Raw genomic sequence first — 14,693 nt, 5'->3', positions numbered from 1 at the left:
TCGCCGTCGCTTCACACCGGCCGGCAAAGCCGTCCGACATGCTGACATTGAGGACACCTGCCGATCTTGAGGCCGTGGCGACGATCATCGCGGCCCCCGATCCGGTCGAGGGCTGCGAACAAGCTCTGGCTCGATGGAGCTCCGGCATGAGTCAGGCCGAGATCTTGCCGGAACTCTTCACCGGCCATTTCGACGATGGAGCCGCCCATTGCCAAGCAGGCGTGGTGCGCTGCCCGACAGAGTGTGTCGTGAACGAAGGCCTGAAGTCGGCTGAATGAGTTTTGACCAAGACCGTGATCCCGAACCGGGGGTTCGGACAAGATGGTAGTCACACGACCTTCATCCCGGCTTTCGGGACAGGTCAGCCGGAAAGACGCTATTCGGTTGAATCCGGCAATTGCATGTCGGTGATGACGTTCTCGCCGTTTGTCTCGTCGTAGGCGATCACGATATCCATGCCGGGTTTCAGCGCTTCGAGATCGGTTTCGGCGTTCAGCTTGTAGGATTTGCCGTCGTCGAGTGTCAGCGTCAACGTGTCCTTATCGATCTCTTTGATCAGGCCTTCGGTTTGGCCGGCGAAGGCGGCGGTGGAAATCAGCAACATGGCGGCAACGGCGCCGAGTAGGATACGCATCATCGTCCTCTTATCATTGCGCCGGCACGGTGGCGGCGGGTGTTCAACAGACGGATCGAAGGAAGCAGAAACCAACCGAATGTGTCAAAACTAAATCCGCCAGATCACAGTTTGACCGCTGCCGAAAACGCCAATAGAACGCAGGCTACAGCGCCGCGCGTCCCGTTGGACGCGCGCAGGACGCTGTAGCACTTTGATTTGCGCATGACCCCGAAAATCGCTCCGATTTTCGCGGTCATGCGCTAAGCCGGCTCCGATGCCGGCAGGGCTGGTTTTCATGTCTCACAATACGTTTGGCCACCTTTTCCGCGTCACCACCTGGGGCGAAAGCCACGGCGCAGCGCTCGGCTGCGTGGTCGACGGCTGTCCGCCCGGCATCCGCTTCACGCGCGCGGAGGTCCAGGCCGACCTCGACAAGCGCCGTCCGGGTCAATCGCGTTTTGTGACGCAGCGTCGCGAACCCGACGAGGTCAAGATCCTGTCCGGCTTCATCCTTGATGAGGACGGTGAGACCATGATCACCACCGGCACGCCGGTGTCGATGCTGATCGAGAATGTCGACCAGCGCTCCAAGGACTATGGCGAGATCGCCCGCCAGTACCGGCCTGGTCATGCCGATTACACCTACGATGCCAAATACGGCCTGCGAGATCATCGCGGTGGCGGCCGGTCTTCGGCCCGTGAGACGGCGGCGCGAGTGGCGGCCGGAGCCTTGGCCCGCAAGGTCGTGCCCGGTATGGTCGTGCGCGGTGCGCTGGTCTCGATGGGAGAGAAATCGATCGACCGCGCCAACTGGAACTGGAATTTCGTTGGCGACGCCGAAAATCCGTTCTTCACGCCCGACCCGGCATCGGTCGCCACCTTCACCGCGTATCTTGACGGCATCCGCAAGGCGGGTTCCTCGGTCGGCGCGGTGATCGAGATCGTCGCCGATGGCGTTCCGGCAGGCCTCGGCGCGCCGATCTACGCCAAGCTCGACCAGGACATTGCCTCGGGCCTGATGTCGATCAATGCCGTCAAGGGTGTCGAGATCGGCAACGGCTTCGAGGCCGCCCGCACTACCGGCGAAGAGAATGCCGACGAGATTCGCGTGGGCAATGACGGCAAGCCGGTCTTCCTCTCCAATAATGCGGGCGGCATCCTCGGCGGCATCTCGACCGGCCAGGCGATCGTCGCGCGCTTTGCCGTCAAGCCGACCTCGTCGATCCTGACCCCGCGAAAGTCAATCGACAAGGACGGCAACGACGTCGAGATCATGACCAAGGGCCGGCACGATCCGTGTGTCGGTATCCGCGCGGTACCGATCGGCGAGTCGATGGTTGCCTGCGCGATTGCCGATCACTATCTGCGTCATCGAGGACAAACGGGAAGGCAGTAGGGGAGTAAGGCAGTAGGGGAGTATGTTATGTAGCTCCCGCGAAAGAAATTTTCCTTTTCCCTACTCCCTTACTGCCCTATTCCCCTACTCCCCTGCGAGTGAAACGAGCACTTATGCCTTACGACCAGAAGAAGATCGTAGAAGCCCTGCGTGCGTTCGAACGCGGCGAAATCGTCGTCGTCATGGACGATGACGGGCGCGAGAACGAGGGTGACCTGATCGTCGCCGCCGTCCATTGCACGCCGGAGAAGATGGCGTTCATCGTCCGCAACACCTCCGGCATCGTCTGCACGCCGATGCCGCGCGAGGAAGCCAAGCGCCTGAATCTTTCGCCGATGGTCGCCGACAATGACTCGGCCCACACCACCGCCTTCACCGTCAGCGTCGATTTCAAGCACGGCACGACGACGGGCATTTCGGCCGACGACCGCACATTGACCGTGCGCAATCTTGCCAATGGCAATGTCGGCGCGTCTGATTTCGTCCGCCCCGGCCACATCTTTCCGCTGATTGCGCGCGAAGGCGGCGTGCTGATGCGTTCGGGCCATACCGAAGCCGCGGTCGATTTGTGCAAGCTTGCCGGCCTGCCGCCGGTCGGCGTGATTTCCGAGCTGGTCAATGATGACGGCACCGTGATGCGTGGCCCCCAGGTGCAGGCCTTCGCCGAAAAGAACGGTTTGAAGCAGATTTCGGTCGCCGACCTCATTGCCTACCGCCAGCGCAAGGAAACGCTGGTCGAGCGTGTTGCCTGTTCTGCCATCGACACGCCTGGCGGGAAGGCGCAGGTCTTTACCTACACGCTGCCGTGGGATTCTATGCACCATGTGGCGATCGTCTTCGGCGACATCCGCGACGGCGAGGAAGTGCCGGTGCGGCTGCATTCCGAGGACGTTGTGACGGACGTCTTCGGTACCAGCCACAGGCTGGACGGCATCATGAAATCGATGGGCGAGCGCCGGCGCGGCGTCATTGTCTATCTGCGCGAAGGCTCCGTCGGCGTCGCCCATCAGGAGCGCAACCGGCCAGCTGCCGGCGACCGTGAGGACCATGAAGAGGCGCGCCGGCGCGAAAGCGAATGGCGCGAGATCGGTCTTGGCGCGCAAATCCTCAAAGACCTAGGCATTTCGTCGATCAACCTGATCGCCTTGCGCGAACGCCACTATGTCGGCCTCGAAGGTTTTGGCATCCACATCGCCAACACCGAGATTCTTTAGCCTGGCCTAGCGGCGCTCGCATGCGTCCGGCCCTGCTCAGGACCGGACGCATAGGAGCCTATTCGGCAGGAACCGCGGCTGCGTCGCATGCGGAGGTGTCGCAATCCGCCGTGGCAAGGCTGCGCATGCCGAGCAGCACGATGACCAGTGCGATTGCGCCCGCCGCCACCGACACCAGGAACCCGCTCTGTGCGCCGAAGGCGTCCACCACCCATCCGGCGGCGAAGGAGCCGAGCGCCATGCCGATGCCTATGCCGGTCATGACCCAGGTGACGCCCTCGGTCAGCATCGCCTCCGGCACGCGCCGCTCGATCAGGCCGAATGCCGTGATGAAGGTCGGCGAGATCGCCACACCGCTAACGAAGACGGCCAGCGCCAGAAGAGGCACCGTGTCGGCGACGAGCAGCGGCAGCGTGGTGAGCGCGATGATGGCGATCGCGATGGCAAGCTGAATTTGCAGCGGTGTTTTCAGGTTCAGGGCGCCGATGATGATGCCGACGACGAACGATCCGAGGGCGTAGACGCCGATGACGAGGCTGGCGGCGCCCGGCTGGCCGAGCTCTTTGGTGATTGCCACGGTGCTCACCTCCGTGGTTGCGAAGGTCGCGCCAATGAAGATCAGGGCCAAAGTGATGATTTGGACCGGCCGCAGGCGGATTGCCGAGCCGCGCGAGCCCTGGTCGACCGGTCGCACTCGCGGCTCGGTCGAGCGCTGCAGGATGAATGCTGTCGAGCCGAAGGCGAGGAACAACGTGCTCGCCAACATCCCCGCTTCCGGGAAAAGGGCCACGCTCAGGCCCACCGATAGCGATGCCCCGGCGATGTAGACCAGCTCGTCGGCCGCCGACTCGAAGGCGAACGCGGTGTTCATCTCGGGGCGATCCCGGAAGAGCTCTGTCCAGCGCGCGCGGACCATTGCGGGGATGCTGGGCATTGCGGCGGCCAGCAGCGCTGACACGAACAGTGTCCATATCGGCCAGTCCTGATTGGCCGCCGCAACCAGCACCACGAAAGCGAGCACGGAAATCACAGTGGTGGGCACCACAATCCGCGCCTGGCCGAGGCGGTCCACCAGCCGCGATATCTGCGGCGCGACGAAAGCATTGGCCAGCGCATATGTCGCTGAGACGGCGCCGGCCAGCCAGTACTCGCCGTGCGTCTGCGACAGCATCGCGACGATGCCGATCGGAGCCATGGCCATCGGCATCCGGGCAACGAAGCCGGCTGCGGCGAAGCCCTTGGCCCCCCTTGCCTTGAAGATTTCGCGATAGGGATTGGGCATGAGAACACTCCTGGATTCTTGAGGTCGAGCCACTTATATACGTGGCGTATGCAAATCAGATAATGACATACGACGCGTATGTCAATTAATATACGAGACGTATGTGAAGGAATGAGCGAATGGGGCACAAATCACGCAAGGAGATGATCGCCGAGACCCGCGCCAAATTGGTCGCGGCGGCGCGCCATGCCTTTGGCACTGTCGGCTATGCCGAAGCGTCGATGGACGACTTCACCGCATCGGCCGGGCTGACGCGTGGCGCGCTTTATCATCACTTCGGCGACAAGAAGGGCCTTCTCCAAGCGGTCATCGCCGAGATCGACGCCGAAATGTTGGCCCGGCTGAAGATCGTTTCGGCCAGGGCGGACACTCTCTGGCAGGGCTTTGTCGACGAATGCACCGCGTATATCGAGATGGCGCTGGAGCCGGAGATCCAGCGTATTGTCCTTCGCGATGGACCGGCGGTGCTCGGCGATCCTTCGCAATGGCCGAGCCAGAATGAGTGCATCCGCTCGATGAGCGAGAACCTTCAAAAGCTGAGGGACGAGGGAACCATCGTTGCTGTTGATCCCGAAGCCGCAGCAAGGTTGATCAGCGGCGCCTCGCTACATGCCGCGCAGTGGATCGCAAATTCGGAGGATCCCGAAGCGACGTCGAAAAAGGCGGTGCAGGCATTCAACGTGCTTTTGGAGGGGCTGCTCAAGCAAGGCCGCAGGATTGGCCGTCCGCAAGCACCGGCTGAGATTGACAAATCGCTGGCCTGAGTCTGTTTCAAGACCTTCGAAGCCAAGGCGCGCGGCAATGGCTCGCGCTGGACCAACCAGCACCCCAACATCTAAACCCTGTTGAACGTCTTGCTTTGGTGGTGCCAGAACATGGTCAAAGCCGCCGGGCGCGCCTATATCGGGGGCATGGTCACAAGGCTTTATACCCACCCGGTCTTTCTCGAACACATAACGCCGCCCGGTCATCCGGAGCGGCCCGACCGCCTGCGCGCCATCGAACGCGCGCTCGACGACGAGGCCTTTGCGGCCCTTGATCGTGCCGAGGCGCCGGAAGGCGACGAGGCCACCATCCTCTACGCACATCCGCAGGAATTCGTCGAGCGGGTCCGCGCTACGATACCGGACACCGGTATCGCGCGCGTCGACGCCGACACCACCGCCAGCCCGAAAAGCTGGCAGGCGGCTGTGACGGCGATCGGTGCCGCCAACGCGGCCGTCGACGATGTTTTTCGGGGCAACGCCACCAATGTCTTCGTCGCCGCCCGGCCGCCCGGCCATCATGCCGAAAAGACGACGTCCATGGGCTTCTGCCTGTTCAACACCGCGGCGATCGCGGCGCGCCACGCGCAAAGGCAGCACCAGGCCGAGCGCGTCGCCATCGTCGACTGGGACGTCCACCACGGCAATGGCACACAGGATATTTTCTGGGACGATCCGTCGGTGCTCTACTGCTCGACGCACCAGATGCCGCTTTACCCAGGGACCGGGGCCGTGAGCGAAACCGGCGCCGGCAACATCGTCAACGCGCCGCTGGCGCCGCAAACCGGCAGCGAGGTTTTCCGCGACGCTTTCCTGTCGCGCATCTTGCCGGCGCTCGACAGTTTCGCGCCCGACCTCATCATAATTTCCGCCGGCTTCGATGCGCACCACCGCGATCCGCTGGCCGAGATCAACCTGACCGAGGGCGATTTCGACTGGGCAACCGGCCAGTTGATGCAGCGCGCCGGTCGCCACAGCGACAACCGGCTCGTCAGCCTGCTCGAGGGCGGCTACGATCTGCAGGGATTGGCATTTTCGGTCGCCGCCCATATCGGACGACTGATGAAAGGATAGACGATGGCTGGTGAGACCAACGAAGACGTTAAGGCAATGAGCTTCGAGCAGGCGCTCGACGCGCTGGAGAAAATCGTCGATGATCTGGAGCGCGGTGACGTGCCGCTCGACCAGTCGATCCGCATCTATGAGCGCGGCGAGGCACTGAAGGTCCATTGCGATCGGCTGCTCAAGGCGGCCGAGGACAAGGTCGAAAAGATCAGGCTTTCGCGCGACGGTAAGCCGGTGGGGACAGAGCCGCTGGACGCGGAGTAAGGCACGGTCTCGAACGACAATTTCGCCTCGCGGCTTTTGGATATGATCATGATTGAGGATAAAATTCATCCCGTTTGAAAACGGCTCCAGGACGAGAGGAGATCGCGAACGATGTGCAGAAACATCAAGACCCTGTTCAATTTCGATCCGCCGGCAACCAATGACGAGGTCCGCGATGCCGCGCTCCAGTTTGTCCGCAAGCTGAGCGGAACGACGCGGCCGTCGAAACAAAACCAGCATGCGTTCGACCACGCCGTCGAGGCCATAGCCGCGTCGGCGCGCGAATTGCTGGACAGCCTCGAGACGACACAGCATCCGCGCAATCGCGAAGAGGTGGCGGCCAAGGCGAAAGCCAAGTCTGCACTCCGCTTCGCCTGAGGAAGACCGCATGAGCTTCTTCCCCGGAAACGACCCTCTGCCCGGTGACGCCTTCGCCAGCGACCAGATCGAACTGATGGTCATTCCGAACGCCAAGGATATTGGCGGCTTTCAGGTTCACCGTGCCTTGCCAACCGCCAGGCGCCGGCTGGTAGGTCCCTTCATCTTCTTCGATCGCATGGGCCCGGCGATTTTGCGGGCCGGCCAGGCGCTCGATGTCCGTCCGCATCCGCATATCGGCCTGTCGACGGTCACTTACCTGTTCGACGGCAAGATCAGGCATCGCGATTCGCTCGGCACCGAAATGGTAATCCAGCCCGGTGACGTGAATTTGATGACCGCCGGCCGCGGTATCGTCCATTCCGAGCGTACGCCACAGGAGCTGCGCGGCGCACCGATGTCGGTGTCCGGCCTGCAGACATGGCTGGCGCTGCCCGACGACAAGGAGGAGGTCGATCCGATCTTCGAGAATACGGCGGCCATGCGTCTGCCCGAGATCGACGCCGAAGGCGTCAGCGGGCGCGTCGTCATCGGTGCGTTTTCCGGGCTGCGGTCTCCGGTCGCGACTGCTTCGGACACGCTCTATGCTGACCTCAGCCTGGCGCCCGGGGCCAGCGTGAAAATCCCTGCCGATGCCGAGGAGCGCGCCATCTATACGTTGGAAGGCGAGGTTTCGATCTCCGGCGACCGCTTTCCGGCAGAGCGGCTGCTGGTGTTCCGGCCCGGCGACGAGATCGTCGTGTCCTCGGAAGGTGGAGCGCATTTCATGCTGTTCGGCGGCGCCTCGCTCGGCTCCAAGCGCTACATCTGGTGGAATTTCGTGTCATCGTCGAAGGAACGCATCGAACAGGCGAAAGAAGAGTGGAAGACAGGCCGCTTCGATATCGTTCCTGGCGATGAAGAAGAGTTCATTCCGCTGCCGGACAATTAGAGCGCCGCGCGTCCTTTTGGACGCGTAAAGGAAACCCTAACACTTTGAATCTACGCCGCGTCACTCGCACGCATTTACATTCGCCGGCCAGCGGCCTATTTCGCACGTGGATAAAAGCAGGCCCTATCACCAGTGAACGCAAAGCTCCACACGCCACTTCTCGACAAGGTCCGCATCCCGGCCGACCTCAGGACGCTTGACGCAGGTGATCTGCCGCAGTTGGCGTCGGAGCTTCGCACCGAGTTGATCGACGCCGTCTCCCACACCGGCGGACATCTCGGTGCTGGCCTTGGCGTGGTCGAACTGACGGTGGCATTGCACTATGTCTTCAACACGCCAGACGACCGGCTGATCTGGGACGTCGGCCACCAGGCCTATCCGCACAAGATCCTGACCGGCCGCCGCGACCGCATCCGCACGCTGCGGCAAGAGGGCGGCCTGTCCGGTTTCACCCAGCGCGCCGAGAGCGAATACGATCCGTTCGGCGCCGCCCACTCCTCGACCTCTATTTCCGCCGGCCTCGGCATGGCAATGGCACGCGATCTCTCCGGTGGCCGCAACAATGTCATTGCCGTTATCGGCGACGGCGCCATGTCGGCCGGCATGGCCTATGAGGCGATGAACAATGCTGGCGCGCTCGATGCCCGTCTGATCGTCATCCTCAACGACAACGACATGTCGATCGCTCCGCCGACCGGCGCAATGAGCGCCTATCTGGCCCGCCTTGCGTCGGGCAAGGCCTATCTGGGCTTGCGCGATTTCGGCAAGAAGCTGACGTCCTATCTCGGCGAACGCGCAGATCGCGCCATCAAGCGGGCGGTCGAGCATGCGCGCGGCTACGTCACCGGCGGCACGCTGTTCGAGGAAATGGGTTTCTATCACATCGGCCCGATCGACGGTCATAATCTCGAGCACCTGATCCCGGTGCTGAAGAACGTCCGCGACAATGCCGACGGCCCGGTGCTGATCCATGTCGTAACCCAGAAGGGCAAGGGCTATGGACCGGCCGAGGCGGCCGCCGACAAATATCACGGCGTCAATAAATTTGACGTCATCACCGGCGCGCAGGCCAAGGCGCCGGCCAACGCGCCGAGCTACACGAAGGTCTTTGCCGAAAGCCTGATCCAGGAAGGCCGCGAAGATGATCGCATCGTCGCCATCACCGCCGCCATGCCGAACGGCACCGGCCTCGACCTCTTCGGCGAGGCGTTCCCGTCGAGAACCTTCGATGTGGGTATCGCCGAGCAACATGCGGTGACTTTTGCCGCCGGCCTTGCCACGGAAGGCTTCAAACCTTTCGCTGCGATCTATTCGACCTTCCTGCAGCGCGCCTACGACCAGGTCGTTCATGACGTCGCGATCCAAAAACTGCCGGTGCGCTTTCCGATCGATCGCGCCGGCTTCGTCGGTGCCGATGGGGCGACCCATTGCGGCGCCTTCGATACGACTTTTTTGGCGACGCTGCCCGGTTTCGTCGTCATGGCCGCGGCGGACGAGGCGGAACTGCGCCACATGGTGCGCACGGCGGCAAGCTACGATGAAGGCCCCATTGCCTTCCGCTACCCGCGCGGCAACGGTGTCGGGGTCGACCTGCCGGAGCGTGGCTCGGTTCTCGAAATCGGCAAGGGCCGTATCGTCAGGGAGGGCACCAAGGTTGCGCTGCTTTCCTTCGGCACGCGGTTGCAGGATTGCCTGGCTGCGGCCGAGGAGCTCGGCGCGGCAGGGCTTTCCACCACGGTTGCCGATGCTCGTTTCGCCAAGCCGCTCGACGAGGACCTGATCAGGAGGCTGGCGCGCTCGCACGAGGTGCTGGTGACGGTGGAAGAGGGCGCGGTCGGCGGCTTCGCCAGCCATGTGCTGCAATTCCTGGCCCATGAAGGGCTGCTGGAAAACGGCCTGAAGGTACGCCCGCTTGTGTTGCCGGACGCATTCACAGATCACGCCAAGCCCGAAAAGATGTACGCCGACGCCGGGCTGGACGCCGCAGGCATCGTGCGCACCGTCTTCGTGGCGCTGGGACGCAACGTCAGCGCGCAAAGCGCCTGAATCAAAGTCTCAACGGCTTGAATCAGCTTCCCGACGCGCGGTCGTAACTGACTATTTGTGTTGTTATTTGGCATTCGCCTACGGTGTCTCTGGTCTCGCGGCCAATCTTCTCAGAAGCAGAGTAAAATCCTGACGCTTGCTACCGTGTGTGAAGGGCAGAAATGGGTGGTTTCGTGCCGTTCGATTGTCGACTGGAAATGAGCAACCAGCGCCAGAAACGGACATTAGCGAAAGCGATTCCAGGGCAGCTTTCGAAGAGCGGACATTCGACATCCTCATATCAATTCATCGGCTTCGGCTCCGGGAATACCCACGTGCGATCTAAAATTTGCGTGCGCGGGTGATAGAAGCGGACCCAGTAACTCCAGCCTGGTGTAATCGAAATACAGTTGGCAATCTTTCCGTCGCAGCCAACGAACTGGATATCGACCGATCCGTCCGCCCCGGGCGAGGCCCAAGTCCGCGCGGGAGCAAGCGAGAGGACACGAGTCCGACCGTGCGCTGCCGCAGGTTCCTCGTTAGCTCGGGAATGCCTGTTGTGCTATCGTCCTAAAGTCTCTCGGGCCGCCGAGGGTCTCGCATGATCTTCCGTTCGAGGGAGAGAGCATCTGTGACGGAATTTGAAACGAAACTGCAGTCGGCCCCCAAGCTTGCCGCGAAAGGCAGGGTCTCGCGTCGTGACTTTGTTCAGCTGGGCCTCGCCGCCGGCCTTACCGCCACGGCCGCCAATGCGATGTTCGTCCAGACGGTGCGCGCCGAGCCCAAGAAGGGCGGCACCTTAAAGATCGGCATCGGCGATGCCGCCGCCACCGATTCACTGGACCCGGGTAGTACCAACGTCAACCCGTTCACCGGCACCGCGCTATTGGGAACCTTGTCGAATAGCCTGACCGAGATCGATTCCAAGGGCAACGTGGTCCCCGACCTCGCCGAGAGCTTTGAGCCGTCAGACGGCGCCAAGAAGTGGGTGTTCAAACTGAGGAAAGGAGCCACCTTTCACAATGGCAAGACGGTTACCGCCGACGATGTCGTGGCCTCTGTCAGGCATCATAGCGTCGAGGGCACGAAATCGGTGATGAAATCCCTGTTGGCTTCGGTCAAGAATGTCGTTGCAGACGGTGCCGCGACGGTGGTGTTCGAACTCGACGGCGGCAATGCCGACTTCCCCTACATCATGTCGGACATCCCGGTAATGCCGGCGAAAGAGGGCGGCGTCGACTGGGAGTCGGGCATCCGCACCGGCCCCTACATGCTCGAGAGATTCGAGCCCGGCGTCATCGCCACCTTCAACAAGAACCCGAGCTACTTCAAATCCGACAAGGGCTGGTTCGACCGTGTTGAATGCCTGGCGATCTATGATGTAACGGCGCGCACCAAAGCGCTCTACGCCGGCGAGGTCCACTACATGGATCGCTGCGATCTGAAGACGCTCGACATTCTGAAGCAGAACCCCGATCTCGTGATCTTGGAGACGACGGGCTACGGCCACTACGTCTATGTCATGAACGTCCAGAAATCGCCCTTCGACAATCCCGATGTGCGGAATGCGATCAAATACTCGCTCAATCGCGACGAGATCGTGCAGAAGGTGTTTCTCGGCCACGGCGCCGTCGGCAACGACAATCCGATCGCGCCAACCGTCAAGTTCGCGATCGATCCGCAGCCGAAGCACGTCTACGACCCCGACATGGTCAAGAGCCTCCTCAAGAAGGCCGGGGCCGAGAACACCAGTTCGACCTGTCGGTCGCGGATGCCGCGTTCACGGGTGCGACCGACTCGGCTCTCCTGTGGCAGGAGCATGCCCGGGCGGCCGGGCTCAACCTGAATGTGATCAGGGAGCCCAACGACGGCTATTGGGACAATGTCTGGCTCAAGAAGCCGTTCTTCGCCTCTTACTGGGCCGGCCGGCCGACGTGCGACTGGATGTTCACCACCGCCTATGCGGCGGAAGCGGTGTGGAACGAAACGTTCTGGAAAAATCCGCGCTTTAATGAGCTGCTCGTGGCCGCCCGCTCGGAGACCGATGATACCAAGCGTGCCGGCATTTATGCCGAAATGCAGCAATTGCTGCATGACGACGGCGGGCTGGTGAACCTGGTCTTCAACTCCTATGTCGATGCCCACACCAAGGCTCTCGGCCATGGCGAGGTGGCGTCGAACTGGCCGATGGACGGACTGAAGATCGCGGAACGCTGGTGGTTCGCCTAGACTAAGACTAGCCCGTGTACTCATAAATTGGGATGGCGGACTGGACGCGTTTGATGTCCCCTTGTCCCCCAACAGCGGCTCCGGAGCGGACATCGCAGCAGGTCCGAGTTGGGCCACAAGCGGAAATTGCTGGCGCGCGTCCAGTGTCCATCAATTGGCTCTGATCTTGGACAACGCGTCCTTTGCGTAAATGCCAACCAGAGCTTCATTCTGGAGTGCCACGAGCGCAGGTATTGCAGCTTGTGCCGGAGGCCCGATCTTTCCCAGCGCCTCGATGGCCTGCCGGCGGAGATACTCAACCCTAAGCGCTTCAACCAGAGCCGGAACGGCTTGTAATGCCGCTGGTCCAAACCAGCCGAGTCGCTTTGCTGCATATTGCTGGGAAAAGGGATTGCCGGTCTCAAGCTCTGCTTCCAGGCTCGTCACGGTAACGTCCAGCGGCAGCGCAGCGATACGGACACCGTCATTCAGGCGCTCCCGGACGCTTGCGTGTTCATAATCCCATTTGAACGAGAGGTGTAAGGTGTCGGGAAGGTTTTCGAGCCCTTTCTGGTCTAAACCCGGTCGGAACTTCAGTAGCATTTGTCTCGCTTCTTCCCGGCGACCGAGCTGCGCCAGCACGGAACTGAAAGGTAGAAAGAGCGCAGTTGCGTCTGGGTTTCGCCTGACGCCTTCTCCGAACACCTCAGCCGCTTGTTTCAGATCGCCCGTTGCAAAAAGCGCCAATCCACGCGCGAGAACGTAGTGGCTTGGATAGTTCGGGTTGAGCCGCATGGCGGTCGCGACGAAATTCAGCGCCTCTGCAGGTTCGCCTGAGATCGTCAGCGCCCAAGCCGTTGCGATGTGTGCCTCGGGGTCGTTGGGATCCAAAGCAATCGCTCGACCGGCATTCCTGCGTGCATCTTCGGCCAGACCTTGATAGACGTCCCGCAATGCCTCGACCGTATAAGACAGTGACGTTGGAAATTTGTTGGCCAGCTCTACATAATCGTGAGCTCCCCACCAGAAATATGGTTCGTCCCTTCCGAGTTCTTTACCCCAGAGTGACTCAACGACGCGGAAGTAGGCCAGCGCCAGGGCGGCATAAGCGCGCCCATATTCGGGATCAAATTCGGTTGCTTTTTTCAGGGAAGTAATGGCGGCAGCTGTGTCCTTTGCGTTGTAACGGAGATAAAGGCTCCAGCCCTCTTCGAAAGCTTCCTTGGCTGCAATGTTGTCCGGCTTGGCGCGGGCAATTTCCGTTTTTTCGGTGGTGGTGAGATTGACCTTCAACGCTTCGACGATCTTTGCGACAAAAACGTCCTGGACCGCAAAAATATCGGCGACGTTTCCATCGAACCTGTCCGCCCACACATGCCCGCCGGAGAGGGTATCGATGAGCTGGGCGTTGACTCGCACCTGCTCGCCGGCGCGCCGTACGCTCCCCTCGAGAACGTAGCGCACGCCAAGTTCCTCGGCGACCTGGCTGATTTTCACCGGCTTGCCGCGGTAAGCGAATGTCGAGTTTCGCGCGATTACGAAGAGGCCGGAAACCTTGGAAAGGTCGGTAATCAAGTCATCGGTCATGCCATCAGTAAAGGTCTCTTGCCCCGCCTCGTTGGACATATTGGTGAACGGCAACACGGCGATGGATGGCTTGTCAGGCAGCGGGAGCACCATTCTTGCCTTCGAGGCCACCTCGACCGGCGGACCTGAACCGTCGCCGAGCACGTTCCAAAGCGCTACACCTCCGGCGATCAGGATCAGCGCCGTCGCCGCGACTGTCAGCCGGCGCCATTCGATACGACGTTTGCGTTTTGCTGGAACTGCTCCGGACGCGGCGCGTGTCCGCGGGCTCACCCGATACAGGCGAACAGGTTTTTCGATGTTCTTGAGTTGTTGTTCACCCAAAAACTCGAACTCAAAATCCAGCTTTCTCTCGACCTGATCGAATGCCGTTCCAGAAATCAGGACGCCCCCGGGTTCGGCCAATCCTTCCAGTCTCCCCGCGACATTCACGCCGTCGCCATAGATGTCCTGCCCTTCGACAATCACATCGCCAAGGTTTACGCCAATACGGAATTCGAGCTGTCTTTCCTTCGGCAGTTCGGCGTTGCACTCCGCCATAGTCCGCTGGATTTCAACGGCGCAACCGACCGCGTCGACCACGCTGGAGAATTCTATCAGCGCGCCGTCGCCCATGAGCTTCACGATTCGCCCCTTATGAGCGGCGATCTTCGGATCGATCAGGTTCTCGCGGGTACTCTTCAGGCGCGCGAGGGTATCCGCCTCATCGGCTTCCATAAGGCGGCTGTAGCCAACGATATCGGCGGCAACTATCGCCGCAAGCCTGCGCTCCATGGAGGTTTCCGGCGCTGGGCAACTGTTTCCATGATAATAGAGTATCGCTTCGGAGCCTAGACCTGCTCTGGTCGGCTTTGGGTCAGGAACGCTGGTTGGGGTGAGCGTCGGCCATCGGGCAGCGAAATGGGCTGATGAAGGTCAGCTCAGGGTCATGGGCGTGAATGCGGCCGGTCGCGAACGAACCAC

General features: G+C 61.4%; 14 protein-coding genes. 11 read left to right on the top strand and 3 right to left on the bottom strand.

Features of this window, described 5'->3' with window-relative positions:
• The first annotated feature begins 74 nt into the window (after positions 1 to 74).
• On the top strand, positions 75 to 278 hold the full coding sequence (locus ACWTU7_RS15905) for a hypothetical protein (RefSeq protein WP_455839099.1): 204 nt from the start codon (positions 75 to 77) through the stop codon (positions 276 to 278).
• Positions 279 to 376: 98 nt separating this feature from the next.
• Here the strand turns inward: ACWTU7_RS15905 and ACWTU7_RS15900 are convergent, their stop codons facing one another.
• On the bottom strand, positions 377 to 634 hold the full coding sequence (locus ACWTU7_RS15900; protein ID WP_029355578.1) for a DUF1344 domain-containing protein: 258 nt from the start codon (positions 632 to 634) through the stop codon (positions 377 to 379).
• A gap of 277 nt (positions 635 to 911) precedes the next feature.
• On the opposite strand from ACWTU7_RS15900, the gene aroC reads away from it, so the two are divergent.
• Both aroC and ribB read left to right on the top strand, forming a co-directional pair.
• Positions 912 to 2,012, top strand: a complete 1,101-nt coding sequence (aroC, locus tag ACWTU7_RS15895; RefSeq protein ID WP_455839100.1) for a chorismate synthase — start codon at positions 912 to 914, stop codon at positions 2,010 to 2,012.
• Positions 2,013 to 2,125: 113 nt separating this feature from the next.
• Positions 2,126 to 3,226 (top strand): 3,4-dihydroxy-2-butanone-4-phosphate synthase, encoded by a 1,101-nt coding sequence (gene ribB, locus ACWTU7_RS15890; RefSeq protein WP_455839101.1) that lies wholly within the window; start codon positions 2,126 to 2,128, stop codon positions 3,224 to 3,226.
• 58 nt (positions 3,227 to 3,284) lie between these two features.
• On the opposite strand, the gene ACWTU7_RS15885 is transcribed toward ribB, so the two are convergent.
• Positions 3,285 to 4,508 (bottom strand): MFS transporter, encoded by a 1,224-nt coding sequence (locus tag ACWTU7_RS15885; protein ID WP_095518287.1) that lies wholly within the window; start codon positions 4,506 to 4,508, stop codon positions 3,285 to 3,287.
• Positions 4,509 to 4,627: 119 nt separating this feature from the next.
• Between ACWTU7_RS15885 and ACWTU7_RS15880 the strand changes: the two genes are divergently transcribed.
• The 8 genes from ACWTU7_RS15880 (at position 4,628) to ACWTU7_RS15845 (ending at position 12,164) form a co-directional block, all read left to right on the top strand.
• Entirely contained in the window at positions 4,628 to 5,272 is a 645-nt protein-coding gene (locus tag ACWTU7_RS15880) for a TetR/AcrR family transcriptional regulator (protein WP_455839102.1), read from the top strand.
• A gap of 147 nt (positions 5,273 to 5,419) precedes the next feature.
• Positions 5,420 to 6,346: a histone deacetylase family protein gene (locus tag ACWTU7_RS15875; RefSeq protein WP_455839171.1), complete on the top strand. Its 927-nt coding sequence runs from the start codon at positions 5,420 to 5,422 to the stop codon at positions 6,344 to 6,346.
• A 3-nt stretch (positions 6,347 to 6,349) separates the two neighbouring features.
• Positions 6,350 to 6,601: an exodeoxyribonuclease VII small subunit gene (locus ACWTU7_RS15870; protein WP_029355594.1), complete on the top strand. Its 252-nt coding sequence runs from the start codon at positions 6,350 to 6,352 to the stop codon at positions 6,599 to 6,601.
• 111 nt (positions 6,602 to 6,712) lie between these two features.
• Positions 6,713 to 6,979 (top strand): DUF2277 domain-containing protein, encoded by a 267-nt coding sequence (locus tag ACWTU7_RS15865; protein ID WP_023716908.1) that lies wholly within the window; start codon positions 6,713 to 6,715, stop codon positions 6,977 to 6,979.
• A gap of 10 nt (positions 6,980 to 6,989) precedes the next feature.
• Positions 6,990 to 7,910, top strand: a complete 921-nt coding sequence (locus tag ACWTU7_RS15860; RefSeq protein ID WP_455839103.1) for a pirin family protein — start codon at positions 6,990 to 6,992, stop codon at positions 7,908 to 7,910.
• A gap of 132 nt (positions 7,911 to 8,042) precedes the next feature.
• Positions 8,043 to 9,956, top strand: a complete 1,914-nt coding sequence (gene dxs, locus ACWTU7_RS15855) for a 1-deoxy-D-xylulose-5-phosphate synthase (protein ID WP_455839104.1) — start codon at positions 8,043 to 8,045, stop codon at positions 9,954 to 9,956.
• Positions 9,957 to 10,566: 610 nt separating this feature from the next.
• Entirely contained in the window at positions 10,567 to 11,781 is a 1,215-nt protein-coding gene (locus tag ACWTU7_RS15850; RefSeq protein ID WP_455839105.1) for an ABC transporter substrate-binding protein, read from the top strand.
• 2 nt (positions 11,782 to 11,783) lie between these two features.
• Entirely contained in the window at positions 11,784 to 12,164 is a 381-nt protein-coding gene (locus tag ACWTU7_RS15845; protein WP_455839106.1) for a hypothetical protein, read from the top strand.
• Positions 12,165 to 12,314: 150 nt separating this feature from the next.
• On the opposite strand, the gene ACWTU7_RS15840 is transcribed toward ACWTU7_RS15845, so the two are convergent.
• The gene (locus tag ACWTU7_RS15840) at positions 12,315 to 14,504 is read right to left on the bottom strand and encodes an adenylate/guanylate cyclase domain-containing protein (RefSeq protein WP_455839107.1); all 2,190 of its coding nucleotides are present in this window, start codon (positions 14,502 to 14,504) and stop codon (positions 12,315 to 12,317) included.
• Positions 14,505 to 14,693 lie beyond the last annotated feature (189 nt).

The sequence above is a fragment of the Mesorhizobium sp. BHscii genome (assembly GCF_053848065.1).
This window is presented reverse-complemented; position numbering and strand designations above follow the sequence as displayed.